Here is a 26041-nt window from a genome sequence, read left to right as displayed (position 1 = left end):
ACAACGCCTGTTAAGAGCTGAGTGAGAGCGCAACCGCCCACACCTAGTCTTGTTTAGCCATGAGCGTGGACTCCCCATTGGAGTACACGGTAAATGCCAACCCGCTGCGGATTCTGCGCGCGGCAGCACCCGAATTATCAGGGATACGTGTAGGGTGGAGATGCACAACCGTCGGACTGTGTAGCACTAGGCTTGTTTTAGACGCTTCATCTCGTCCACAGTCGCCGGTTGATTCCTCCTCCTGACCTTAGCTTTTGTTGAAGTGGTGCCTTTGTCACCACCGCTAACGAGCAGGACGCGTCCGTCGCGATACCGGCCCAATTGGCCGATTTTGCTGGACACTGGAGTGGCCAACCACTCTTGACGCACCTGACACCGACCGTGAGAAGTCGTGTGTGCCGAACGCCGTTTCCGGCAGCCCGGAAACCGACGGTACAACATGAAAAGAATGCTGATTAACGCAACTCAACCCGAAGAGTTGCGTGTTGCACTGGTAGATGGCCAGCGCCTCTACGACCTGGACATCGAATCCGGTGCACGCGAGCAGAAAAAGGCCAACATCTATAAAGGCCGTATCACTCGCATCGAACCAAGCCTTGAGGCTGCCTTTGTCGATTTCGGCTCCGAGCGCCACGGCTTCCTGCCCCTTAAAGAAATCTCCCGCGAATACTTCAAGAAAGCCCCCGAAGGCCGCGTGAACATCAAGGACGTCCTGAGCGAAGGCCAGGAAGTCATCGTCCAGGTCGAAAAAGAAGAACGTGGCAACAAGGGCGCAGCCCTGACCACCTTCATCAGCCTCGCCGGTCGTTACCTCGTACTGATGCCGAACAACCCACGTGCCGGCGGTATTTCCCGTCGCATCGAAGGCGAAGAGCGCAACGAACTGCGTGAAGCGCTGAACGGCCTGATCGCACCGGCCGACATGGGCCTGATCGTGCGCACTGCCGGCCTTGGCCGCAGCAGCGAAGAAATGCAGTGGGACCTCGACTACCTGCTGCAACTGTGGACCGCTATCAAAGAAGCGTCCCTGGATCGTTCCGCGCCGTTCCTGATCTACCAGGAAAGCAACGTGATCATCCGCGCCATCCGCGACTACCTGCGCCAGGACATCGGCGAAGTGCTGATCGACAGCGTTGAAGCCCAGGACGAAGCCCTGACCTTCATTCGCCAGGTAATGCCGCAGTACGCCAGCAAGATCAAGCTGTACGAAGACAGCGTGCCACTGTTCAACCGTTTCCAGATCGAAAGCCAGATCGAGACCGCCTTCCAGCGCGTGGTCGAACTGCCTTCCGGCGGCTCCATCGTGATCGACCCGACCGAAGCCCTGGTGTCCATCGACATCAACTCGGCGCGTGCGACCAAAGGCAGCGACATCGAAGAAACTGCCCTGCAGACCAACCTGGAAGCGGCTGAAGAAATCGCCCGCCAGCTGCGCCTGCGTGACATCGGCGGCCTGATCGTCATCGACTTCATCGACATGACCCCGGCCAAGAACCAGCGCGCCGTGGAAGAGAAAGTCCGCGAATGCCTGGAAGCTGACCGTGCCCGTGTACAGGTCGGCCGCATTTCGCGCTTCGGCCTGCTGGAAATGTCCCGTCAGCGCCTGCGTCCGTCCCTGGGCGAGAGCAGCGGCATCGTCTGCCCGCGTTGCAACGGCACCGGCATCATTCGTGACGTTGAATCGCTGTCCCTGGCGATCCTGCGCCTGATCGAAGAAGAAGCCCTGAAAGACCGTACCGCCGAAGTTCGCGCACAAGTGCCGATTCCGGTTGCAGCCTTCCTGCTCAACGAAAAACGCAACTCGATCACCAAGATCGAACTGCGCACCCGTGCCCGTATCGTCATCCTGCCGAACGATCACCTCGAAACGCCGCACTTTGAAGTCCAGCGCCTGCGTGATGACAGCCCGGAAGCCCACAGCGGCCAGTCCAGCTATGAAATCGCCGCAGCTGCCGCCGAAGTCGAAGAAGTCCAGCCAGCCGCTGCGACCCGCACCCTGGTTCGCCAGGAAGCGGCCGTGAAGACTGCGCCGGCCCGCGCCAACGCACCGGTACCGACCGAAGCTGCCGCCCCGGTTGCCACGCCGGCCGCCCTGCCTGAGCCAAGCCTGTTCAAGGGCCTGGTGAAGTCGCTGGTCAGCCTGTTCGCCACCAAGGAAGAGCCTGCTGCCCCGGTTGTGGTTGAAAAACCTGCCACCGAGCGCCCGGCGCGCAATGAAGAACGTCGCAACGGTCGCCAGCAGAGCCGTAACCGCAATGGCCGCCGTGACGAAGAGCGCAAGCCTCGCGAAGAACGTGCCCCGCGTGAAGACCGCGCACCACGTGAAGAGCGTGCGCCTCGCGAAGCCCGTGAAGACACCCCGACCGTAGCCCGTGAAGAACGTGCACCGCGTGAAGAGCGCGCCCCACGTACCCCACGTGCTCCACGTGAAGACCGCAAGCCACGTGGCGAGCGTGAAGAACGTGTGCGTGAACTGCGCGAGCCTCTGGACGCGGCACCTGCCGTTGCCGCTGCCGCAGCCGTTACCGCCGAAGAACGCCCGGCCCGCCAGCCGCGTGAAGAGCGCGCCCCCCGTGAAGAGCGCCAACCGCGCCCGCCACGTGAAGAGCGTCAACCACGCGCCGAGCAAGCCGCTGCCGCCAGCGAAGAAGAAGTACTGACCGGCGAAGAGCAACTGCAGGAAGACGGCCAGGACAACGCCGAAGGCGATCGTCCACGCCGCCGCTCCCGTGGCCAGCGTCGTCGCAGCAACCGTCGTGAGCGTCAGCGTGATGCCAACGGCAACGTAATCGAAGGTTCGGAAGAAACCGGCGAGAACGCAGAAACTGCCAACAATGAACCAACAGGCGCCGAACTAGCTGCCGGCTTGGCCGTTACCGCTGCCGTTGCCAGCTCGGTCATCAGCGCCCCCGCTGAAGCCCAGGCTCACGAGCAAGCCGAACGCGCTACCGCTGCCGTCCAAGACACTGTTGCCGTAGAAACGCCAGCCGCCGAAACCCCAGCGGTCGAAGCGCCGGCTGTTGAAGCGCCAGTGGTTGAAGCCACAACTCCTGTCGAAGCCCCAGTGGTTCCGGAAGTGGAAGTTGCCCCGGTTCGCGACGCACAGCCAGAAACTGAAGCGGTTGCCATTGAACCGGCTCCAGTGGTTGAGCCTCAGCCAGTAGTCGAAGCGGCTGTAGAAACTCCGATGGTCGAAGAAGCTGCCCCGGCTGTGCGTGAAGTTCGCGAAGAACAGACCGCCTTCCAGTGGACCGCCGAACCAGCTGCCCCGGTGGAAGCGCCAGCACCTGCCCCAGTGGTAGAAGAAGCGCCGGCACCGGTTGCCGAAATCGTCGCCGAGCCAGCCCCAGTGGTTGAGCCGACGCCGGTTGTGGAGCCTGCCCCCGTGGTTGAAGTTCAAGCCCCGGTGGTTGCCGAAGTGGCAGCCCCTGTGGTTGAAGCTGCACCTGCAAGCGCCCTCACCGAAAACGGCCGTGCGCCGAACGACCCACGTGAAGTGCGTCGTCGCCGCAAGGAAGCCGAAGCTGCTGCAGCCGCAGCCCAGGCGGTAGAGCACAAGGCCCAGGAAGCAGAACACGAGCCTAAACCCCTCGCCTGATTCCAACCGCCACTAAAAAGCCCCGCCTGAGTGATCAGGCGGGGCTTTTTTATGGCTGGCTATCTCGATTTGAAATGCAATCACTGTGGGAGCTGGCTTGCCTGCGATAGCGGCGGTTCAATCGACAAACATCTCGAATCTGCCACCCAACGGTAACCACGATGCGAAGCGAGCCGCTCCTGATCTTGCTCTGCTTTTGATCTCAGGCGCCCCGTTAAACCACGCTGGCCGAACGCAGGCTTGAATTCGTGGGTAACCCGGCAGGACGCCGGGTTAGCCGCCCCGCGCCATGGATGGCGCGTGGCGGCGGCCCACGGATTCAAGCCTGCGTTCGGGCACACCGAGCCCAAGCGAGGTGCCGAGTGGTGGGGCAAGAGCCCTTTGGTTACTTTGGGGCTTTTCCAAAGTGACCCGCTGTCAGAGCGGAACCCTAAGTGGCCGTTACCTAAATAACGGATATGTACCCGGTCCAACGGTGTTGACTGCCAGGCCGCTATCGCAGGCAAGCCAGCTCCCACATTTGGATGGTCGCGTGTCAGGTAGATAAGCGCCAGCTATCAGTCCGTCACGGGAGCAAGCTCCCTCGCCACAGGTCCAGCGTCAGCTCTAAATTGTGTAGATACCTATGGCTATCACAGGCAAGCCAACTCCCACACTTAACCTGGGGTAAAACTCAACCGTTGCGGCACATCCACATCCCACAGCACGCCAGGATCATCCACCTGCACGCCCCGCACCTGCGCTTGCGCAAACAAAGGCTTCGCGCCACGGTCCCCGGTCAACGCCATCAATGCAGGCCCACATACACGCGCGAAAGCCACCGGATGTCCAAACTGCCCGGCATGCACCGGCACAGTGATTCTCCCCGGGTCGGCCAGCACACGCTCAACCGTCGCGGATCGAATAAACGGCATATCCCCCAGCACCACTAGCCAACCCTCTGCCCAAGCGCTGGCGGCAACAGCTGCGGCAATGCTGTCGCCCATCCCGGCCGATTCCAAAAGCAGGACCTTGCAACCATGCGCCTCAGCCAACCGAATCACCTCACGGCGCTCCGGCAAGGTCACCACCCAGCGCTCAACAAGCGTCGCCGGCAGATTCACCAGGACCTGCTCGATAACCGGTCGGGTAACCCCATCCAACCCCACACACGCGGCGAGCAACTTGTCTTGATCAGCTCCAGCTTCAGCCCGAAAACGACTGCCCTGCCCCGCTGCCAACACAATCGCTGTAACGGTCACTGCGCCGCTACCGCCAGGGGCTTTTTCTGCATCGGTGCCACCCCGTTCTTGATCGCAACAATTTCCGCCATCAGCGACAGCGCAATTTCCGCCGGCGTATGGCTGCCGATGTGCAGGCCGATCGGCCCGTGCAAACGCGCGATGGCCTCCGCCGACAAGCCCAGCGCAGCCAGGTTCTCCCGACGCTTCTGGGTATTGACCCGCGAACCCAGGGCGCCGATATAGAACGCCGTGGAGTTCAGCGCCGTCAGCAACGCCATGTCATCCAGACGTGGATCGTGGGTGAGGCAGACAATGGCCGTGCGTTCATCGGTATGAATATTCAACACCGCCTCGTCGGGCATGCCCGGCACAAAGCGGCCATGCTGGTCTTCCCAGCCGTAGACGAACTCTTCGCGGGGGTCGCAGATCAGCACTTCGAAATCCAGCAGACGTGCCATTTCCGCTACGTAACGCGACAGCTGCCCGGCGCCGATCAACAGCAGGCGCCAGCGCGGGCCATAGATGGCGCGCAAGCGTTCACCGTCGAAGCTCACCACGTCGGTCTTGCTGGCGGCGCTCAAGGTCACCTCGCCGGTGGCCAGGTTCAGCTCGCGAGCGACAATCTGATGATCTTCACAACGCGCCAGCAGCGCTTCGACCCAACCCCACTCCTCCACGCGCTCCTCGGTGAGCCGCAGGGTGCCGCCGCAGGGCAGGCCAAAACGTGCGGCCTCATCGCGTGTGACGCCGTAGGTCACCAACTGCACGGGCGGGCCATCAGCAGGCAAGCGGCCGTCCTGCAGGCGCGCGATCAAGTCATCCTCGATGCAACCGCCCGACACCGAGCCAATCACCACACCATCACCGCGCAGGGCCAGCATCGCCCCCGGCGGGCGCGGCGCGCTGCCCCAGGTTTGCACCACGCTGTACAACATCACGCGCTGCCCGGCGCGGCGCCATTGCAGCACGCTGCGCAGGACGTTCAGATCCACACTGTCCATCAGGCCTCCGGTAAGTACTGTCGCGCTCACTGTAAACCAAAAATATCCGTTGTATCCCGCCAGAAACGCAAACGCCCCGAACCAGTCGGGGCGTTTACGGATAGCGTTGGCGTCAGTTCACGCCAGCAGCCACTTACTTGACGACAGGCGCCGGGCCTTCAGCCACGCCCAGGTCATCGAGTTCGCGGGTTTCGGAGATACCGGTACCGCCAGACGCCAGCTCGCTTTGCAGCTTGTCGGTGTCCAATTCCTTGACCCACTTGGCCACAACGATGGTGGCAACGGCGTTACCCACCAGGTTGGTCAGCGCACGGGCTTCGGACATGAAGCGGTCGATACCCAGGATCAGCGCCAGGCCGGCAACTGGCAGGTGGCCGACGGCCGACAGGGTGGCAGCCAATACGATGAAACCCGAACCGGTCACGCCAGCCGCGCCTTTGGACGACAGCAGCAACACCAGCAGCAGGGTGATCTGGTGGGTGATGTCCATGTGGGTGTCGGTCGCCTGAGCGATGAACACGGCCGCCATGGTCAGGTAGATCGACGTACCGTCGAGGTTGAAGGAGTAACCGGTTGGAATCACCAGGCCGACCACGGATTTCTTCGCGCCCAGGCGTTCCATCTTGATCAGCATACGCGGCAGTGCGGATTCCGAAGAAGAGGTGCCCAGTACGATCAGCAGTTCCTCACGGATGTAGCGGATCAGCTTCAACACGCTGAAACCGTGAGCGCGGCAGATAGCGCCCAGCACCAGCACCACGAACAGGATGCAGGTGATGTAGAAGCAGATCATCAATTGGCCCAGTTGCACCAGCGAACCTACACCGTAGGCGCCGATGGTGAACGCCATGGCACCCAGGGCACCGATTGGCGCGAGCTTCATGATCATGTTGATGATGTTGAACATCACGTGGGCGAAGCGATCGATGAAGTCCAGCACCGGCTTGCCATAGGCACCCAGGCGGTGCAGGGCGAAACCGAAGATCACCGAGAACATCAGCACTTGCAGGATGTCGCCATTGGCGAACGCGCCGACGATGGTGTTCGGGATGACGTTGAGGATAAAGCCCACGATGCTCTGGTCTTTACCGGCGGTGACGTAGGCCGCCACTTTGGAAGCATCCAGGGTCGCGACGTCGATGTGCATGCCGGCGCCCGGCTGCACCACGTTGACCACGACCAGGCCAATCAGCAGAGCGATAGTGGAAACGATTTCGAAGTAGAGCAGCGCGTAGCCGCCGGTCTTGCCCACCGACTTCATGCTTTGCATGCCAGCGATGCCGCTGACCACGGTACAGAAGATGATCGGGGCGATGACCATTTTGATCAGCTTGATAAAGCCGTCACCCAGTGGCTTGAGGGCCACGCCGGTCTGCGGGTAGAAGTGGCCGAGCAAGATACCGATAACGATTGCGACGATCACCTGGAAATACAGGGATTTGTAGATTGGCTGACGAGTCGTCATTGCAAAGTTCCTCAATCGTCCCGTGTGGCAAATATCCGCCATTGCCCACGGCACTTGAATTGCGAACCCTCCTGCACTGGAGGGATTTGTTGTTTGCCAAGCCTGTAGGAACAAGCCTGCGCTGTAATCCCTATCGCAAACAGCGTGCCACTTTGCTTAAACGCGCTGAAGGCCTTTAGACATCAGGGCTTGGGGTTTACGGTCGACTCCGAGGCGTGCAACAAGGTGGCGGATTTCCGCCCACTCACCCTGTCTCGTCCTACAATTTGGCGGATATCCGCCTTGTCGCCCCGCCGGGTGATGGCTACCATCCGCCACTCCATGGATGAGGCCCTCGCATGCGTGAACGTACCATCGCCAGCCATTACGCCCGAGCGGCCCTCGGCGGTGCGCGCCGAGTCGGTTTTGACTACTCGGGGGTGTTGCACCAGGTGGGCATTACCTCAGAACTGCTGACCGAGCCGCGCGCCCGCATCGCTCCAGAACAATTTACCCGCTTGTTGCAAATGCTCTGGCTGGGGCTGGATGACGAATACCTGGGGTTTGCCGAAGGGCCGAGCAAACGTGGCACTTTTGCCATGATGTGCCACGCGCTGATTCATTGCCGCACGCTGGAAAAGGCGCTGGAGCGCGGCTTATTGTTTTATAGCCTGTTCCCGCAAGGCCCGCGCTGGCAGCTGACGAAAGAAGGCGACATGGCGCGCCTGAGCCTGGACGACTCGCAGCTATGGGACCCGGACCACTTTCTCAGTGAATGCCTGCTGGTGATCTGGCATCGGCTGGGCAGTTGGTTGATCGGCCAGCGTATCCGGCTGCAGCAGGCCACCTTCAGTTACCCGATGCCGGCCCATGCCGGTGAATACGACCTGCTGTTCCCCTGCCCCCAGGTGTTCGGTGCGCCGACCAGCAGCCTGGTGTTTCCCAGCCGCTACCTGAGCTTGCCGCTGTTGCAGGATGAACGCACCCTCAAGCACTTCTTGCAGCGCTCCCCTGCCGACTTGTTATCCAGGCCGGATGAAGGCGACAGCCTGAGCAGCCAGCTGCGCCGCCTGCTGAGCCGCGACCGCACACCCTGGCCAGACCTGGAAGCCGTCGCCCAGCACTTGCACATCAGCCCACAGACCCTGCGCCGGCATCTGCGCGAAGAAGGCACGAGTTTTCAGGCATTGAAGGATGAGTTACGCCGGGATATCGCCATTTACCACTTGGGGCGGGCGGATTTGTCTTTGCAGGAGATCGCCGAACAATTGGGGTTTTCCGAACCATCGGCGTTTCATCGGGCGTTCAAGAAGTGGACGGGGTTGACGCCGGGGGCCTACAGAGCGCAGGAGAGTTAGAGGTGTATCGACTGGGAGGGCCTGTTCGCGGGCAAGCCAGCTCCCACACTGTTTCGCAGGGTGTCAGATATTGGCGCGCAGGATGCTATCGGGTAGCGCTTCACCACGTTCGACACTTGCTGCTACAGCCGTGATCAAACCCTCCAGCTCATAGCCCTGCCCCGCCAGCCACGCTTGATCATAATAGGTCGTGGCATAACGCTCTCCGCCATCGCACAAGATCGCGACAATCGACCCCGACGCCCCCGACGCTTTCATCTGTTGCGCCGCCATCAGGGCACCGATCAGATTGGTCCCGCTGGAACCGCCAACCCGTCGCCCCAAACGCTGCGCCAGGTAATGCATGGCCGCCAGGGATAATGCATCTGGCACCTTGACCATGGCATCAATCACCGCCGGCAGAAACGATGCCTCCACCCGAGGCCGACCAATCCCTTCAATCCGCGAGCCACAGTCCAGGCGCAGGCTCGCGTCACCGCTTTGGTAGAAATCGAAGAACACCGAGCGTTCGGCATCGGCACACAACACTCGCGTGCAATGCTGGCGATAACGCACATAGCGACCCAGGGTCGCGGTGGTGCCGCCGGTGCCAGGGCTGGAAATCAGCCAACTCGGCTCCGGGTGCTGTTCAAAACGCATCTGCTGGAAGATCGACTCGGCAATATTGTTGTTCGCCCGCCAGTCGGTGGCACGTTCGGCGTAGGTGAACTGGTCCATGAAGTGACCACCGCTTTCCTGGGCCAGGCGTTCGGACTCGGCGTAGATCTGCGTCGGGTCCTGGACCAGATGGCTTTTGCCCCCGTAGAAGGCAATTTGGGCGATCTTCTCTTGAGATGTAGTTGCGGGCATGACGGCAATAAACGGCAAGCCAAGCAAGCGCGCGAAGTAGGCTTCCGAGATCGCCGTGGAGCCGCTGGACGCTTCGATAACGGGGGCGCCCGGCTTGAGCCAGCCGTTGCACAGCGCATACAGAAACAGCGAGCGCGCCAACCGGTGTTTCAAGCTGCCAGTGGGGTGGCTGGACTCATCCTTGAAGTACAACTCGATGCCTGGCAAACCCGGTAATGGCAGCGGGATCAGGTGGGTATCGGCGCTGCGCTGGAAGTCCGCTTCAATGATGCGAATGGCTTCGCGGGCCCAGGTACGGTGGTCGCTCATGGTGGCTTCTCTAAAGGTTTTCAGCGGTGATCTTAAGATGTTTCCTACACTCCACACAGATACAGTGACGACGCAATTGGACACACAATTGCTAGTCTTTGGCTCACCGATGTCCCGGGCCATCTCTTATAACAAATAAGAATATAACTTTTGTTTTAACAACTAACGGTACGGGTTAGGGTACCCACCTATTGAACCTGGATTGGAGAGCATCCCTTGCCTCTGCGTAGCACTTTCACCCGTTTCTTCCAGCTGGAAGCCGCCAGTGGCCTGTTGTTGATCGCCGCTGCCGCCTTGGCGCTGATTATCAACAACTCACCGTTGTCGCACCTGTACAACGCCTTTCTCGACACGCCAGTGGTTGCACAGGTTGGCGCGCTGAAAATCGCCAAGCCGGCGCTGCTTTGGATCAACGATGGCTTGATGGCCCTGTTCTTCCTGCTGATCGGCCTGGAGGTCAAGCGCGAGCTTTTGGATGGCCACCTGTCCAAGCCTTCCCAAGTGGTGCTGCCTGGCGCAGCGGCCATCGGCGGCATGGTGGTGCCGGCGCTGATCTACTGGGCGCTGAACAAGGACAACCCCGCCGCCCTGGCTGGCTGGGCGATCCCTATGGCCACCGACATTGCCTTTGCGCTGGGCGTTTTAGCCCTGCTGGGCAAGCGCGTACCGGTGTCGCTGAAGCTGTTCCTGATGACCCTGGCAATCATTGATGACCTTGGGGCCATCATCGTCATTGCCCTGTTCTATTCCGCAGACCTGTCCACCGCATCCCTGGCGGGCGCGGGGGCGTGCTTGATTGCGCTGATTGCGATGAACCGCCTGGGCGTGATCAAGCTGGGGCCGTATATGATCATCGGCCTGATCCTGTGGGTGTGCGTGCTCAAGAGCGGTGTACATGCGACGTTGGCGGGTGTAACCCTGGCGTTCTGCATTCCACTGCGCACCAAGAATGCCGAAACCTCGCCGCTGCTGAGCCTGGAACACGCCCTGCACCCATGGGTGGCCTACGCCATCCTGCCGCTGTTCGCGTTCGCCAACGCCGGGGTCTCTCTGACGGGCGTCAGCCTGGAAAGCTTCACCCACTCCGTGCCCATGGGCATCGCCGCCGGCCTGTTGATCGGCAAGACCGTCGGTGTGTTCGGCCTCACCTGGCTGGCGATCAAGACCGGCATCGCCTCACTGCCCAGCGGCGCCAATTGGGGCCAGGTAATGGGCGTGGCGATCCTGTGCGGGATCGGCTTCACCATGAGCCTGTTTGTCGGCTCCCTGGCATTTGTGCCAGGCGCCAGTGAGTTTGCCGGTGAAGACCGCATGGGGATTCTGACCGGGTCGATCCTGGCAGCCTTTATCGGGTATGCGGTAACGGCGATGGCAAGCCGCAAGAAAGCGATCGTTGCATGATTGAAGTAGGAGCGAGCTTGCTCGCGAAAAACTTACAGGCGCCGCGTTCATTGAGCACGCGTTATCGTTATCGTTAACGTTTTTCGCGAGCAAGCTCGCTCCTACAAAAAAACCCCCAACCGGTCACCCGGTTGGGGGTTTTTCTTCGCCTGTAGTTTAAGGCTTAGCGAGTCACGCGGCTGGTACCGTCGACGGTCATGATGCGTACGCGGTCGCCAATGCGGAAGATTTCATTTTCCTGCACGGCTTGTACGTAGGCGCGCATGCTGCCGTCGTCTTCGCGCACGGTGATTTCCACGCCCTGGGTGCGGGTCAGGCCTTCTTCAGTGGCCGAGCCCAGCAGGCCGCCCGCAACTGCGCCGATCACAGCAGTGACGATGCTGCCACGGCCGCCACCGATGGCGCTACCGCCAACGCCGCCGATGACCGCGCCCGCAGCGCCGCCGATTGGGGTTTTGGTGCCTTCGATTTTCACTGGACGCAGGGATTCGATGGTGCCCATGCGAACGGTCTGTACACGACGCGCCTCATCACGAGAGTACGAGTCGCCGGTCAGACTCGAGGCGCAGCCACCCAACAGCAACGACAGGGTGGTAAAGCAGGCAACTAGTAAAACGGACTTACGCATAGCATCAACTCCAAAGGACAGGTATTCATTAAACGCTGTGGCTTGGCGCGTGTCACGGCGCGCCAGGCAGAAACTTGCTTTCATTCAGCCTGAGTACAGACTGCCAGCACCAGAGAACTCGACGAACGGTAACCAAGCCAGGGTACAGAACGATGCCATAACCGGCTCGATCAGTGTAGCCGCACAGCCGAAAGCGCTCGAAGTCTCTTGAACAAAGACTTCGACGCAACGGTGTTGATTCAGGTGGGATGACGAAAGGTGACGCTCAGGGCGCCAGACGCTCGCGGGACCATTGGCCGTCTTGCAAACGATAGTTGAGGCGATCATGCAGGCGGCTGGCGCGGCCTTGCCAGAACTCGATGCGCTCGGGCAGTAAACGGTACCCTCCCCAATGCTCGGGGCAATCGGGCTGGGTATCGCTGAAACGCTCTTCAGTGGCCTTGAGCAGCGCCTGCAGCTCTTCGCGATCACGGATGACCTTGCTCTGCGGAGAAGCCCAAGCGCCCAGGCGGCTGCCCAACGGGCGCACCTGGTAATAAGCATCCGACTCTGCAGGCGTGACCTTGACCACGCGCCCTTCAATGCGTACCTGGCGCTCCAGAGTTGGCCAGAAGAAGGTCATGGCCGCGAACGGCCGCGCCGCGAGTTGTTCACCCTTGGCGCTCTGATAGTTGGTGAAGAAGGTAAAGCCCCGTGCATCCAGACCCTTGAGCAGCAGGATGCGGCAGTGCGGGCGACCGTCATGGTCGACCGTCGCCAACGTCATGGCATTGGCCTCCACTGGCGGCTGTTCGGTTTTAACCGCATCGCCAAACCATTGGTGGAACAACGCAAACGGCTCGTCCGGGGCCTGGGCCTCGCTCAAACCGTCCCGTGTGTAGTCACGGCGCATATCGGCCAGTGCCTGGGTCATGCGGCTTTATCCTTGTGGTTCAACAGCTCAGTTTTTCGCCTGGTCGTTCGAAGCGGGTGCCGCCTTGGCTTTTGCAGTAGCCGGCTTCTTGGCAGCCGGCTTGGCCGCAGCCTTTTTAGCCGCTGGCTTGGCGGCCGCTTTCTTGGCCGTGGCCTTTTTGGCAGGCGCTTTTGCCGCCGGTGCTGGCGCAGGCACATTCTGCACCGCGACCATTTCAGCTACGGGCGGAGTTTTGCCCGAGTTGTACTTGCTCAGCAGTGCCAACATCGTTGTACGCTGAGTGAACATGATTTCCATGCGACGGTTCAGCGCACGCCCCTGATTGCTGTCGTTGGCGGCACGCGGCATAAGGTCGCCCATGCCACGCAGCATCAAGCGATCCTGTTTCAGACCACTCAGGCTGAAAATCGAGGCAATGGACTGCGCACGTTCCTTGCTCAACGCCTGGCTGGCGGGAGCGCTGCCAGTGGCATCAACGTGGCCCAGCACCAGTACGGCGGTTTTCGGGTCAGCTTCAACGGCCTTGGCCACCCGCGTGAACGGGCCCAGGGTCACCGGCAGCAACATGGCCGGGCGCTTGGGGTTGTAGGAACCGTCTACCGGGGCAATCACCACCAGGGTGTTGTCACGGCGCTCAAGTTGCAGGTTGCTGTCCTTGATGGCCGCACGCAGGCGTGGTTCGTATTCGTCCAGCCAGGCTTGGGTGATCTTCGGGTCAGGCATTTGTACGTTGGTCACGTCGACCTTGGCCAACGGCTTTGGCTTGCTTTCGAACGGCCACCACCAACGCGGCTCGCTGTCGGTCTTGGCGACGACTGGCGCCGCGTCCGAGGCCGGGGTTGCGGCCTTCAGGTCGGCCTTCAAGTCAGCCTTGGCGTCGGCAGCTTTTTCTTCGGCACTCTTGGTGGAAAACGGCCACCAGCTGTAACCGGTGTCAGCCTTGGCAGGCGCTGCTGCAGCGGCGACAGGTTCAACAGGCTTGGCACCCGCGGTCGGCTTGGCGTCGGGCTTGGCATCCGGCTTGGCGTCGATCTGAGCCACTGGATCCTTGGTTGCCGCTTTGTCAGATCCAAATGACCACCAATGCCCACCTTCGGCATCATTTTGTGGAGTTTGTGCACAACCCGTAATAGTGAGGCACAGCGCCAGTGCCAAAGACTTGTTCGATAACATGAGATATCCACAAAATGAGAAAAAACAGGGGGTCGCGGGACCCGTTAAACAGACGCTAAAAGAACATTCAAGTTACAACATGTCGTTCAGCATCTTTTTTATACTTGCCTTTGTAACAAAAAATTGTGAAACAGCAAGGGGTTTATAGACAACCGGCCAATATTCCGACCAACTTCTGGGCACGCGGGTCCATAAGTACGTAAGGCCCTAGGGTATTAGTCACAAAACCGAAGGCTACATCATGTTCAGGGTCGGCAAACCCGACTGAGCCTCCTGCCCCGGGATGCCCGAATGCACGGGGCCCAAGGCCGAACGTGGCATTGGGCAACTGCGGTTGATCCAACATGCAGCCCAGGCCGAAGCGGGTTTGGGTCAATAAGGTTTTATCCAGCCCGATACTGTGCTCGCGGGTCAATTGTTCGAGCATGTCGCTTTCCAGCAAACTACCGTCCAACAAACCACTATAAAACCCGGCCAGGCTGCGCGCATTACCGTGGCCATTCGCCGCAGGCTGCTGCATGCGTCGCCATTCGGGCTTATTAGTGCTGGTCAAAATAGACGGTGGGTTGGCAAATGCACGGGTAGTCATCGCCGCAGGCTCGCGCATCATTACTTGAAGTAACCGTTGCGCGGCTTCATCACCCATAGTGCCCTTGCTGCGCGCGATATGGGCGACGCGATAAAACTCTTCATCCGCCAAGCCCACATGGAAGTCCAGCCCCAATGGGCGTGCCACCCGCGCCACGATCGACTCCCCCGGCCCGCGCCCATCGGCGCGGCGCAACAGTTCGCCAACCAGCCAGCCGTAGGTGATCGCCTCATAGCCATGGCCCTGGCCCGGGGTCCACCACGGGGCCTCGGCCGCCAGGGTATCGACCATCAATTGCCAGTCATACAGGGCTTCGGTGGGCAGCATTTCGCGGATGGCCGGCAACCCGGCCTGGTGGCAGAGCAACTGGCGCAGCGTGATCGTTTCCTTGCCAGCAGCGGCAAACTCCGGCCAGTAATCGGCCACCGGCGCATCGAGCTTGAGCTTGCCTTCGGCCACCAGTTGCAGGGCCGTCACTGCCGTGAAGGTCTTGGTGCAGGAGAACAGGTTGACGATGGTATCGCTGTGCCAGGCCTCGGCACCGTCCTTGTCGGCAGTACCGGCCCACAGGTCGACGACGGTTTGCCCGCCAACCTGGATGCACAGCCCGGCACCACGCTCCTGAGGATCATCGAACAGGGCGGCGAAGGCTTCGCGCACCGCTTCGAACTGCAGCTCGTAATGACCCTGAATCTGCACCTAAGTCCCCTCGGAAAACACCATGAAAAGTGGCCGCCATTCTTTCAGCCATTGTAGGTTTTGTGAACCCGTCAACGGTGAATCAATGCCCATTCCCAGCGTGCCCACCAGCATGCCCAGCGCCCTGCCCCGCGCCTTTGCCGTCGCGCCCCGGCTTGCCGGCTTCACTTTCACGCATCGCTTGGGCGGCCTTGGCTTTTTGCGCCTCACGGCCCAACTGGTCGAGCGCGGCCAGGTTGCTCTTGCGCACCGTCTCGACAAAGCCCTGGAACGGTACATCGGTGATGCCGACCAGGCCGAAATGGCCGTTTTCTCCATCCAGCAGACGCCCGGTGACCGGCTGGTCCAGGTACTGGAACCAGTGCACCCCGACAATCGACGGCTCGGCCACGGCCTGCTTGAGGAAGGTGGTGTAAGCCGCGCCACGGTCTTCTTCGCGGGCCAGTTGCGTCACGCCGCCCCAGAACGGGCCACGGTCGGCAGAGCCAAAGTTGAATTCGGTGATCAGTACCGGTTTGTCCAGCGCACGCAGCGCGGCGAAGTCGTAACCGTCCTGGGGTTTCAAGGTGTACATGTTGAAGCTCAGCACATCGCAATACTGCGCGCACGAAGCGACCGCTTCCGGCGTACTCACCGCAAAACGACCGCCCAGCAACAGCTGGTTGGGCGCGTGCCACTTCAGCGAGTCGGAGATGGTTTTGAAGTAAGCATCGGCGAAGGTCTTCTGGAAATACTTGAAGTCGGCTTCGATTTCCGGGTGCTCAGGGCTAGGCATCGGCGGCTCAAAACCTGGGTCTTCCATCAGTTCCCAACCGGCCAGTTGAATGCCCCAGGCTTTGGAAAGGCCTTCTTCATTGCGGTATTTGTCGCGCAGTTGCTTGAGGAAAGCGCGCTTGGCCGGGACGTCGGTGGTCATGCGCAGGGTGCCGTACGCCAGGGCGTAGCGGGATTTTGCGTCGTCGCCAGGACCGGCCCAGGCCAGTTCGTTGTCGGCAAAGAAACCGATCAACCACGGATCGTCGCGGTGATCGCGAGCCGCGATGGCCACGGCGCGTTCGGTGGCCATGGCAAAGCGCGGGTCAAACGGATCAGGCATACCGCCCCACCAGTCGGTGCCGGTGCTGATACTGGCATAGTCACCGACAATCGACAGCGGCAAGGTGTACGGCACGCGGTCGGCAGTGGCCAGGTCCGGATCGCTCCAGTTGCCCACGGTGTTGAAACCCCAGGCTTGCAGGCGATCAAGGGTATGGGTCACCCAGCGTGGCTGGTCCAACGCGTCACCGCCGTAAGTGCGTTGCAGGTTGGCAGCATAGAAATCGTACCAACGCCCCGAGCCAAAGCCGCGACCTTCGCCGGCACCGTTGCCGGTGCGGCTGTCGTCGCTGCCGTAGTACTTGTCAAAGGGTTCGCCGGCCTTGGGCAGCGCCGCAAACATCCACTCGCGCCCCGCCACGTAGGTCTGGCTGTTGTCTGGCGCCACGGTGTTCACCCCCAGGGAGTAGAACGGATGCCCGTCCGGCGTCACCAGGTACCAGCGGCCGTCGCGCTTCTGGGTGCGGAAAAAACCGCTGGCGTCGAAGCCCGGGCCCTTTTTCCAGCCGCCGTATTGATCCAGCGAGGACTTGTCCCGCTCGGCCAGCCAGGCCTTGAGCTGCTGTTGTTCCTTGGCAGCCGATGCCTTGAGTTGCTCGTCGCTGCTGACCTTTTCCGGCCAGCGTGCACGGGTGGACTGACCATAGGCATCCACCAGTTCAGTGTAGGCGGCCTTCAATACCGGCTCGCTGTCCTGCACGCCGAAGCGCTCCAGCAGGATACTTTGGGCGGCATTGGGCTTGAGCATCGACAGGGTCACCGAGACGACCTGGCTGCGGTCGACTTCCCCGGCGCTGGCGGCCAGCAACACCCGCTGGCCATCCACGGTCATTGGCATCGGCGGGCCGGCCTTCATGCCCTGGCTCAGGGGGGAGTTGGCTTGCAGCGGGACGAGCAGCGTCTGGGCCGGGCCGGCCGGCAGGTCGATGCGGCTGACGAGCGTCTTGCCATCGGCGCTCTGCACCTTGACGTAAAGGGTCAGCGCCCAGTTCATCGCGCTCTGGATACGCAGGCTCATGGCGCTCGATTGCGACCAATCCCACGTCCCCGTCTGCGGGCTGAGCACCAGGCTCGGCTCGGCCGCTGGGTTGAAGGTGATGCGGCGCAGCACCTCGCCTTCGGGGGTTTGTTCGGCGTTGTATTGCGGCAGGCTGGCGTCCTGGGTCGCCACCTTGACCACATCGGCAGGCCTGACGAAGTTGAACAGCGTTTGTTGCCCCTCGGGCGCCGCCATCAACGGCGCAGCGAACAGCAGGGCAAAAAGAGCGGGCAGCGTGCGGATCATACGAACAAAGTTCTCCCAAACGGCCGATGACTGGCCTGACGATAGTGATGAGATAGACCACGCAGTGGGCGAATCCGCCCACAGTGGCTTAAGAAATTTCGCGCCTGAACGGCGGCAAGGCATTGAGGATCGCCTTGCCATAGCGCTGGGTAACCAGGCGCCGATCGAGCAAAGTGATGGTGCCGCGGTCTTCTTCGGTACGCAGCAGCCGCCCGCAGGCCTGTACCAGCTTCAGTGAAGCATCTGGCACCGAAATTTCCATAAACGGGTTACCACCTCGGGCTTCAATCCACTCGGCCAGTGCGGCCTCGACCGGGTCATCCGGCACCGAGAACGGGATCTTGGCGATCACCACGTGTTCGCAGTAAGCGCCGGGCAAGTCCACGCCTTCGGCAAAGCTGGCCAGGCCGAACAACACGCTGGAATCCCCACCGTCGACCCGCGCCTTGTGCTTGTTCAGGGTTTCCTGTTTGGACAGGTTGCCCTGGATAAACACCTGCTTGCGCCAGTCGCGGTCGAGGCCGTCGAACACGTCCTGCATCTGCTTGCGCGACGAGAACAGCACCAGGGTGCCGCGGGAGCCTTCCACCAGCGACGGCAGATCGCGAATGATCGCCGCCGTGTGCGCGGCCGCGTCCCGTGGGTCGGCCTTGAGGTCTGGCACCCGCAGCACGCCGGCGTCAGCGTGATGAAATGGGCTGGGTACCACGGCGGTAACGGCCTTTTTCGGCAGGCCGGCGCGCATGCGGAAGCGGTCAAAAGTGCCCAGGGCTGTCAGCGTGGCCGAGGTCACCAGGCAGCCGTAGGCGACGTTCCACAGGTTGCGGCGCAGCATTTCGGCGGCGAGGATCGGACTGGCGTTGACCTCGATATCGAACAGCGCACCGCTTTCCGACAGCGTCAGCCAACGGGCCATGGGCGGGTTGTCTTCCGGGTCTTCGACGGTAAAGGCGGTCCACAGCTCCCAATTGCCTTGGGAACGAGACAGCAGGCTGCCGAACAAGGGGTACCACTCTTCGGCCTGGTTACTGGCAATGCCGATATTGACCTCGCCATCCATGCCTTCCTTGAGCAAGTCCGTCAGGCGCGTGAACAGGTCGGTGAGGCGTGAAAAGCCTTTCTTCAGCTCGATGCCCATTTCGCGCATGTGCTCGGGGATCATCCCGCCGACAAAACGATGGCGCGGGCGCTCGCGGCCCTCGACGTCTTCACCGGGCTTGAAGTCCGCCACCTGCTCGCAGGCGCTGAACATGAACTGCTGCTGGGTCTTGATCTCGCGCGCCAGCTCCGGCACTTGCTCGATCAGCTTGCCCAGGTCGCCGGGTAACGGGTGCTGGGCCAGCAACTTGGTGAGATTCTTGGCGGTGGTTTCCAGCCAGTCGGCCGTGGAACGCAGGCGCGTGTAATGGGCGAAATGGCCAATGGCCTTGTCTGGCAGGTGGTGACCCTCGTCGAAGACGTAGAGGGTGTCGCGGGGGTCGGGCAGTACCGCACCGCCGCCCAAGGCCAGGTCAGCCAATACCATGTCGTGGTTGGTGACGATGACGTCCACTTTGCCCATGCCTTCGCGCGCCTTGTAGAAGGCGCACTGGCCGAAGTTGGGGCAGTGGCGGTTGGTGCATTGGCTGTGATCGGTGGTCAGGCGCGCCCAGTCGGAGTCTTCCAGGGCAGTGGGCCAGCTGTCGCGGTCGCCGTCCCATTTGTTGCCGGCCAGCTTCTCGATCATGCTGGTAAACAGCTTCTGGCTGACCTCATCCACCTCGATCTTGAAGCCTTCTTCTTCGAACAAGGAGGCGGTGGCGGTTTGGGCGTGGCCTTCCTGCAGCAATACGTCGAGCTTGGACAGGCACATGTAGCGGCCACGGCCCTTGGCCAGGGCGAAGGTAAAGCTCAAGCCGCTGTTGCGCATCAGGTCGGGCAAGTCTTTGTAGACAATCTGCTCTTGCAGCGCGACGGTGGCGGTGGCGATCACCAGGCGCTTGCCAGCGGCCTTGGCCGTGGGGATCGCGGCCAGGCTGTAGGCCACGGTCTTGCCGGTACCGGTACCGGCCTCGACGGCTACTACCGCAGGCTCACCCTCGCGGCGGCCTTCGTCGTCGGTGTCGATATCCCCGAGGACTTTTGCCACTTCGGCGATCATCAGGCGTTGACCGTAGCGCGGTTTCAAGCTTTTGGCTTCGAGAAAACGCGAATAGGCGCCCTGGATCGTGGTTTTGAGTTCAGTGCTGATCATGGATAGTCGGGCGCAAAAAACGCTGGATAAATTTTCAGTGGTTCGGATCGGCCGCTATCATACCCCGCTAATTAATCCCGCGCAGAACGGAGTACCACAATGACCGCGTTTAGCCTCGCTTATACCCTGCATGTACTGGCCGCCTTGATCTGGGTCGGCGGTATGTTTTTCGCCTGGATGATCCTGCGCCCCGCCGCCATGGCGGCACTTGAGGGCCCTGCCCGGCTCAAGCTATGGGCAAATGTGTTTCAACGTTTTTTTGTGTGGGTATGGGTGGCGGTGGTGCTTTTGCCGATCAGCGGCATGGGTTTGCTGCACCTGCGCTTCAGTGGTTTTGAAACGGCGCCGCGTTATGTGCAGGTGATGATGGGCTTGTACCTGGTGATGACGGCGCTGTTTATCCGCATCCAGGCGTTGAAATTCCCGGAGCTGAAGGCAGCGGTGGCGGCTGAAGATTGGCCGGCGGGCGCGGCTGCGCTGGGGCAGATTCGCAAGTTGGTGGGGATTAACTTGATTGTCGGATTGGTGGTGGTGGCAGTGGCTTCGGCTCGGCCGATGTTCTGAGGCGAGCCTTACACCGCTATCGCGGGCAAGCCCGGCTCCCACACTGGAATGCATTCCAAATGTGGGAGCCGGGCTTGCCCGCGATAGCGTAAGGCCAGGCGAATCAGAGCCGCTGGATGGTCACAGACCCCGCAGGCCCAGCCGGCCCCGGTTGCCCCTCCAACCCTGGCCGGCCCTTTTCGCCGCCGTCCGCGCGGTATACCAGGCAGCCCTTGGACTGCCCGCCCTTGCCGGGTTTGCCCGCAACCCCAGCCAGGCCACCGGGCCCGCCATCGACCCAGACCTTGATCTGTTCAGCCGGGAACGCCTGCGGCAACTCCAGACGTACCTGCGCGCCCGCTGCCCCTGGCCGGCCATCGCCGCCGTTATCGCCATTAAAACCGCGCCCGGCTGAACCCCAGGTGCAACCTGGGTCCACGCCGTTGGCACCGTCCAGGCCCGCATACCCTTGGGCGCCGGCGCCGCCACGGGCATCCACCGACAGCGCTTCGGCGGTCAGCGAATTAATGCGCAACGTCAAGTCACGCCCAGCCTTGGCGGGTTTTTCGTGGGTGCCGGGAGCGCCCCGAGAGGTGATCTGGCTACCGTGCTCCAACTGCGCATCGCGCACTTGCATTTGCAGTGCGGTATTGCCGGGAACAATGGTGATGCGTGCGTCGCGCCCCAAGTGCAGCTCATCCACCGTAACCTGGCTGATGGTGGCCGGAATCAGCAAGGTGCCGTAATCCGCCACGTCCAGACGCTCGAGCTGCAACACGCTGGTGCTGCTGGGCAAGCGCATCAATGAATTGGTTTCGACACTGACGCTCTGGGCCAGGGCAACGGGGCTGACCAACAGGGCCAGCAGAAAAACCTTACGCATCATGGGGCTCCTGAGTGTTTTCAAATTTTTCTTTGAGCGCACAGTAACGACTTCTACAGGCGATTTGCCAGTGAAGGATCAAAAAACTTCAGTTCTCCCCCGGCGGCTATCGACCGCCGCGCTCTAGGCCCACGCGCCCAGCCGCGCTAGTCTCTACGGTCTTGATGCGAGGATCTGCAATGACCGCTGGAATTTCTGCCCGTACGCCCCAACAAGCCTTGGCGGCCCTGCTGGACCTTCACAGGCCAAAACGCCTGTTATTAGTGGGCGCCAGCCATTTTCCGGCGCTGGATGCCTTCAAAGCTGCGCACCCGGACACCGAAGTGTTCTATGCCGCGCCAGGGCCGTTGTCGGAAGACCTCGCGGTGCAGCGCTTTGACCTCGCGCTGGTGGTCGACTGCCTGGAGCACCTGACCAAACCCCAAGGCCTGACCCTGCTCGGTGGCATTCGTAACCTCAATGCCAGCCGCATCGCCGTGCTGGCCGACCTGGGCGCCTGCGACTGGAAGGACACCGACTTTTTCTCCCTGGCCCTGCAAGCCGGCGAACGCTTCCAACGCGATGATCAGGTACTGACGCTGTTTACCTATGATCTGCTTGACTATAAACAGGTGCCGGACTGGCTCAACGCCCGCTTCTGGGCCAACCCGGAAAACTTCGGAAAGTATTGGTGGTAACCCGATGAGTACATCCATTTGCCCGTGCGGCAGTGGCAATCTGCTGGATGCCTGCTGCGGCCATTATCACGCCGGCCACCCGGCCCCCTGCGCCAGCGCGTTGATGCGCTCGCGCTACAGCGCCTATGTGCTGGGCCTGGTCGATTACCTGGTCGCCACTACATTGCCTGCGCAACAGGCCGGCCTGGACCGCGACGCCATTGCCGCCTGGAGTGCCCAAAGCACCTGGCTGGGCCTGGAGGTGGAAAGCTCCGAGGTGTTCGGCGGCCAACCGGAACACGCCTTTGTCACCTTTACCGCGCGCTGGCATGACGCTACTGGTGAACATAGTCACCGCGAGCAGTCTTCTTTCGTACAGAATGAGGGGCGCTGGTACTTCATCGACCCTACGGTAGAAGTGAAGGCCGGACGTAACGATGCCTGTTTGTGTGGCAGTGGGCAGAAATTCAAGAAGTGCTGTTCCAGCTACTTCTAATCACTGGACGGGGAAAACGCCATGCTTCGGATGTATAGCTTGATGCTGGCGTTGACCCTGGGCCTGACCGGCTGCGCGTCCTGGTTCGAAGACGACACGCCGCCGCCACACGTTTCCCTGGTCAAGGTCGAAGTGGTACGGGCCAAGCTGCTGGAGCAGAAATTCAAGCTGTACTTTCGCGTGGACAACCGCGACGACGCCGACCTGACCGTGCGCGGCCTGGTCTACAAGGTCAGCCTGGGCAACCTGGTGTTGACCGAAGGCGAGTCCAACGAGTGGCTGACCGTACCGCCACGCGGGCATAAATTCTTCAAGGTCTCGGTGCGCACCAACCTCTGGCCACAGGTGCGTGAGGTGGTGCAGATGCTGAAAAATCCCGACCGGCCCGTGCCTTATCGTCTGGAAGGCGAACTGAAAACCGGATTATTCATCGGTAATGACGTGCAGGTGGCACACAATGGCGAGATAATCCCCGGCGATTTTATTCCGGAGCAACATCGATGACACAGCAACCCCATGTCCATGGTCCTGACTGCAACCACGATCATGACCACCATGATCACGACCACGGCCATGTCCACGGCCCGAACTGCGGCCACGCTCACCAAGAGCCGGTGCGCAATGCGTTGAAGGACGTCGGTCGCAACGACCCCTGCCCGTGCGGCAGCGAGAAGAAATTCAAGAAGTGCCACGGCGCTTAAACCGCACGTGTAGGAGCGAGCTTGCTCGCGAAAAACGTCAACGATTACGCGTGTTTCCTGAATAAACACAGCGCCCATGGGTTTCTCGCGAGCAAGCTCGCTCCTACAAAGCCTTAAACCAGCCCCCACCTCAATGGGCGGCTGTTTCAAGTTCTCACGCAATTGCCAAAACTCCCGCTTGCGTCGTTTCGCCGCGCTCACTAACGTAGCGCCTTTACTGACGCTACCCCCCGCAGGAGCTTTGCCATGGCCTCGCCAGCCCTCTTACATTTTCTTCCCCGGTTCGGCGTTGCCGCGGCAGTGGTCAGTGCCTTGGGCCTGGCCGGTTGCCAGCTCCAGAACACCCAGGACACCCTGCCGCCCGTTGCTGGCGTGCAGCCGATCAAGGGCCTGGCACAGAATGTGTCGGTGCGCCGCAATGCCCAAGGCATGCCGCTGATCGAAAGCAACACTTTCCACGACGCTCTGTTCAGCCTCGGTTACGTGCACGCCAGCGACCGCATCACCCAGATGGTCACTCTGCGCCTGCTGGCTCAGGGCCGTCTGGCGGAAATGTCGGGCCCGCAAGTGCTGGATGTCGACCGCTTCATGCGGGCGGTCAACCTCAAGAAAAGCGCTGGCGAGTTGTACAATGCCTCATCGCCACGCCTCAAACGCTTCTTTGAAGTGTATGCCCGAGGCGTCAACGCCTACCTGTTCCGCTACCGCGACAAGCTGCCGGCGGACCTGGCCCAGAGCGGCTACAAGCCCGAGTACTGGAAGCCGGAAGATTCGGCGCTGCTGTTCTGCCTGCTCAATTTCAGCCAGTCGAGCAACCTGCAGGGGGAGCTCTCGTCCCTGGTGCTGGCGCAAAAGGTCGGCGTCGACAAACTCGCCTGGCTCACCCCAAGCGCACCGGACGAACCTGTCCCGCTGGCCGAAGCCGACAAGCTCAAAGGCGTCAACCTGAGCCAGATCACCGGCCTCGCCGGGCTGGAAACCGTAGGCCAGCAATTGCGCAGCCTCAACGCCCTGAGCGTCACCACCTCAAGCAACTGGGCCATTGGCCCGCAACGCAGCCGCAGCGCCAAGAGCCTGTTGGCCAACGACATCGCCGCGCAGCCACAAGCACCGTCGCCGTGGAACTACGTGCAGATTCGTGCGCCCAAATACCAGGCCGCCGGTGCTTCGATTGCCGGCCTGCCGACCCTGCTCTCCGGTTTCAACGGCAAAGTGGCGTGGAGCATGAGCGCGGTCAAGGGCGACACCCAGGACCTGTTCCTGGAGAAGGTCAAACGCCAGGGCAACGCGCTGTACTACGAGAACAACGGCAAATGGATGCCGGCCGGCGTGCGCAACGAAACCTTCTTCATCAAGGGCCAGCGCTCGATTCGCGAAGTGGTGTACGAAACCCGCCACGGCGCCCTGCTCAACAGCAGCCAGGCGCTCACCAGCGGTCTTGGCCTGGCCTTGCAAACCGCCGACTTCAAGGACGACAAGAGCCTGGATGCATTCTTCGACCTGTCCCGCGCACAAAACGCTGGCAAAGCCTCGGATGCCACCCGCGAGATTCGCGCCATAGCCTTGAACATGATCTTCGCCGACGCCAGCAACATCGGCTGGCAAGTCACCGGCCGCTTCCCCAACCGCCGAGAAGGCGAAGGCCTGTTGCCATCGCCGGGCTGGGACACGCGCTTTGACTGGGACGGCTACGCCGACGCGATGCTGCACCCGTACGACCAAGACCCGGCCCAGGGCTGGATCGGCACCGCCAACCAGCGCACCGCACCGCGTGGCTACGGCATGCAACTGTCCAACGCCTGGGATGCACCGGAGCGCAGCGAACGCCTGGCGCAACTGGCCAACGCTGGCAAGCATGACAGCCGCAGCCTGATCGCCATGCAATACGACCAGACCACCCTCTTCGCCGCCAAGCTCAAGAACATGTTCCAGGCGCCGGGTATGGCCCTGCCCCTCAAGCAGGCCATCGATGCATTGCCGGCAGCGGAACGCGCCAAGGCCCGCGAAGCGCTCGACCGCCTGATGGCCTTCGATGGTCGACTGGCGACCACCTCGGCTGACGCGGCGATCTATGAACTGTTCCTGCAAGAAAGCGCCCGGCAGATCTTCCTCGACAAACTCGGCCCGGAAAACAGCGCCAGCTGGAAAGCCTTCGTCAGCAACGTCAGCCTGTCCTACTCGGCCATCGCCGACCACCTGCTGGGCCGTGAAGACAGCCCATTCTGGGATGACACGCGTACCGCGCAAAAAGAAGACAAACCCGCGATCCTGGCCCGCACCCTGGCCGCCGCCATCACTACTGGCGACAGCCAATTGGGCGCCGATCACAAGGCCTGGCAGTGGGGCAAGCTGCACAGCACCACATGGAAAAATACCAGCGGCCAGGTCATCCGCGGCCCCTTCGCCAGCGGTGGCGATCACAACACCCTGAACCCGGCACCGTACACCTGGGGCCAGGATTTCAACGCGACCCAAGTATCGGCGCTGCGCATGATCATCGACTTCGGCCAGGCGGAACCAATGATGGGCCAGAGCGGCATCGGCCAATCCGGCAACCCGGCCAGCCCGAACTATGCCAACGGCATCGACCCGTCGTTGAAGGCGCAATATCTGAGCTTTCCGATGCAGCCGCAGAACTTTGAGAAGGTGTACGGCAAGACAAGGTTGACCCTGACGCCTGGTAAGTAAACCGGGTTTCCACTGACGAAACCGGATAACCCTGTGTGGCTTGCCTGCGATAGCAGCCGAGTAACCACGATGCGAAGCGAGCCGCTCTTGATCTTGCTCTTGATCTGCTTGTGATCTTGATCTCAGGCGCCCCGTTAAACCACGCTGGCCGAACGCAGGCTTGAATTCGTGGGTAACCTGGCAGGACGCCGGGTTAGCCGCCCCGCGCCATGGATGGCGCGTGGCGGCGGCCCACGGATTCAAGCCTGCGTTCGGGCACACCGAGCCTAAGCGAGG

The 26041-nt window shown here is 61.5% G+C and carries 20 protein-coding genes; 9 read left to right on the top strand and 11 right to left on the bottom strand.

The genetic code is table 11. The features are described 5' to 3' along the window. Positions 1 to 439: 439 nt before the first annotated feature. Positions 440 to 3598, top strand: coding sequence for a ribonuclease E (gene rne / locus TX24_RS28000; protein WP_477749709.1), 3159 nt, complete (start codon positions 440 to 442; stop codon positions 3596 to 3598). A 656-nt stretch (positions 3599 to 4254) separates the two neighbouring features. Here rne and TX24_RS27995 read toward each other — a convergent pair. From TX24_RS27995 to TX24_RS27985, 3 genes are all read right to left on the bottom strand, one after another. Continuing rightward, positions 4255 to 4839, bottom strand: a complete 585-nt coding sequence (locus TX24_RS27995) for a nucleotidyltransferase family protein (protein WP_057711887.1) — start codon at positions 4837 to 4839, stop codon at positions 4255 to 4257. Then, on the bottom strand, positions 4836 to 5822 hold the full coding sequence (locus TX24_RS27990; RefSeq protein WP_003189259.1) for an XdhC family protein: 987 nt from the start codon (positions 5820 to 5822) through the stop codon (positions 4836 to 4838). The genes TX24_RS27995 and TX24_RS27990 overlap by 4 nt, the downstream gene beginning before the upstream one ends. Before the next feature lie 133 nt (positions 5823 to 5955). Next, positions 5956 to 7287 carry a dicarboxylate/amino acid:cation symporter gene (locus tag TX24_RS27985; RefSeq protein ID WP_003189258.1) on the bottom strand — a complete coding sequence of 444 codons (1332 nt, stop codon included), beginning with the start codon at positions 7285 to 7287 and terminating at the stop codon, positions 5956 to 5958. 338 nt (positions 7288 to 7625) lie between these two features. Here TX24_RS27985 and TX24_RS27980 point away from each other — a divergent pair, with 338 nt between their 5' ends. Continuing rightward, the gene (locus TX24_RS27980; RefSeq protein ID WP_057711886.1) at positions 7626 to 8624 is read left to right on the top strand and encodes an AraC family transcriptional regulator; all 999 of its coding nucleotides are present in this window, start codon (positions 7626 to 7628) and stop codon (positions 8622 to 8624) included. 63 nt (positions 8625 to 8687) lie between these two features. Here TX24_RS27980 and TX24_RS27975 read toward each other — a convergent pair whose 3' ends face one another. Continuing rightward, complete coding sequence (locus TX24_RS27975) at positions 8688 to 9782, bottom strand: PLP-dependent cysteine synthase family protein (protein ID WP_057711885.1); 1095 nt, start codon at positions 9780 to 9782, stop codon at positions 8688 to 8690. Between the two features lie 216 nt (positions 9783 to 9998). Between TX24_RS27975 and nhaA the strand changes: the two genes are divergently transcribed. Next, positions 9999 to 11183, top strand: a complete 1185-nt coding sequence (gene nhaA / locus TX24_RS27970) for a Na+/H+ antiporter NhaA (protein ID WP_003189252.1) — start codon at positions 9999 to 10001, stop codon at positions 11181 to 11183. A 163-nt stretch (positions 11184 to 11346) separates the two neighbouring features. On the opposite strand, the gene TX24_RS27965 is transcribed toward nhaA, so the two are convergent. The 6 genes from TX24_RS27965 to dinG form a co-directional block, all read right to left on the bottom strand. Further along, on the bottom strand, positions 11347 to 11811 hold the full coding sequence (locus tag TX24_RS27965) for an outer membrane lipoprotein (protein WP_003189251.1): 465 nt from the start codon (positions 11809 to 11811) through the stop codon (positions 11347 to 11349). Positions 11812 to 12076: 265 nt separating this feature from the next. Then, positions 12077 to 12724: a pyridoxamine 5'-phosphate oxidase gene (pdxH, locus tag TX24_RS27960; protein WP_057711884.1), complete on the bottom strand. Its 648-nt coding sequence runs from the start codon at positions 12722 to 12724 to the stop codon at positions 12077 to 12079. Between the two features lie 27 nt (positions 12725 to 12751). Further along, positions 12752 to 13897, bottom strand: a complete 1146-nt coding sequence (locus tag TX24_RS27955) for an OmpA family protein (protein WP_082628894.1) — start codon at positions 13895 to 13897, stop codon at positions 12752 to 12754. A 142-nt stretch (positions 13898 to 14039) separates the two neighbouring features. After that, complete coding sequence (locus TX24_RS27950; RefSeq protein WP_057711882.1) at positions 14040 to 15185, bottom strand: serine hydrolase domain-containing protein; 1146 nt, start codon at positions 15183 to 15185, stop codon at positions 14040 to 14042. Between the two features lie 82 nt (positions 15186 to 15267). After that, positions 15268 to 17565: a beta-galactosidase gene (locus tag TX24_RS27945; RefSeq protein ID WP_057711881.1), complete on the bottom strand. Its 2298-nt coding sequence runs from the start codon at positions 17563 to 17565 to the stop codon at positions 15268 to 15270. An 88-nt stretch (positions 17566 to 17653) separates the two neighbouring features. Then, the gene (gene dinG, locus TX24_RS27940) at positions 17654 to 19798 is read right to left on the bottom strand and encodes an ATP-dependent DNA helicase DinG (protein WP_003189244.1); all 2145 of its coding nucleotides are present in this window, start codon (positions 19796 to 19798) and stop codon (positions 17654 to 17656) included. A gap of 99 nt (positions 19799 to 19897) precedes the next feature. Here dinG and TX24_RS27935 point away from each other — a divergent pair, with 99 nt between their 5' ends. Beyond that, on the top strand, positions 19898 to 20362 hold the full coding sequence (locus TX24_RS27935; protein ID WP_003189242.1) for a CopD family protein: 465 nt from the start codon (positions 19898 to 19900) through the stop codon (positions 20360 to 20362). 103 nt (positions 20363 to 20465) lie between these two features. On the opposite strand, the gene TX24_RS27930 is transcribed toward TX24_RS27935, so the two are convergent. Next, positions 20466 to 21224 carry a collagen-like triple helix repeat-containing protein gene (locus TX24_RS27930; protein ID WP_032900445.1) on the bottom strand — a complete coding sequence of 253 codons (759 nt, stop codon included), beginning with the start codon at positions 21222 to 21224 and terminating at the stop codon, positions 20466 to 20468. 179 nt (positions 21225 to 21403) lie between these two features. Here TX24_RS27930 and TX24_RS27925 point away from each other — a divergent pair, with 179 nt between their 5' ends. The 5 genes from TX24_RS27925 to TX24_RS27905 all read left to right on the top strand — a co-directional run bounded on the left by TX24_RS27925 (position 21404) and on the right by TX24_RS27905 (position 25765). Further along, positions 21404 to 21901 (top strand): DUF6231 family protein, encoded by a 498-nt coding sequence (locus tag TX24_RS27925; protein ID WP_003189239.1) that lies wholly within the window; start codon positions 21404 to 21406, stop codon positions 21899 to 21901. A gap of 4 nt (positions 21902 to 21905) precedes the next feature. Next, complete coding sequence (locus TX24_RS27920) at positions 21906 to 22376, top strand: YchJ family protein (RefSeq protein WP_003189238.1); 471 nt, start codon at positions 21906 to 21908, stop codon at positions 22374 to 22376. 21 nt (positions 22377 to 22397) lie between these two features. Then, the gene (locus tag TX24_RS27915; RefSeq protein ID WP_032893153.1) at positions 22398 to 22880 is read left to right on the top strand and encodes an LEA/WHy family protein; all 483 of its coding nucleotides are present in this window, start codon (positions 22398 to 22400) and stop codon (positions 22878 to 22880) included. Further along, entirely contained in the window at positions 22877 to 23077 is a 201-nt protein-coding gene (locus tag TX24_RS27910) for an SEC-C metal-binding domain-containing protein (RefSeq protein WP_003189235.1), read from the top strand. Before TX24_RS27915 ends, TX24_RS27910 begins: the two co-directional genes overlap by 4 nt. Before the next feature lie 246 nt (positions 23078 to 23323). Then, positions 23324 to 25765 (top strand): penicillin acylase family protein, encoded by a 2442-nt coding sequence (locus tag TX24_RS27905; RefSeq protein WP_057711880.1) that lies wholly within the window; start codon positions 23324 to 23326, stop codon positions 25763 to 25765. Positions 25766 to 26041 lie beyond the last annotated feature (276 nt).

This window comes from Pseudomonas lactis (assembly GCF_001439845.1).
In the GTDB taxonomy this organism is placed as follows: domain Bacteria; phylum Pseudomonadota; class Gammaproteobacteria; order Pseudomonadales; family Pseudomonadaceae; genus Aquipseudomonas; species Aquipseudomonas lactis.
The sequence above is the reverse complement of the archived record's forward strand: the minus strand, read 5'-3'. Positions and strand labels throughout refer to the sequence as shown.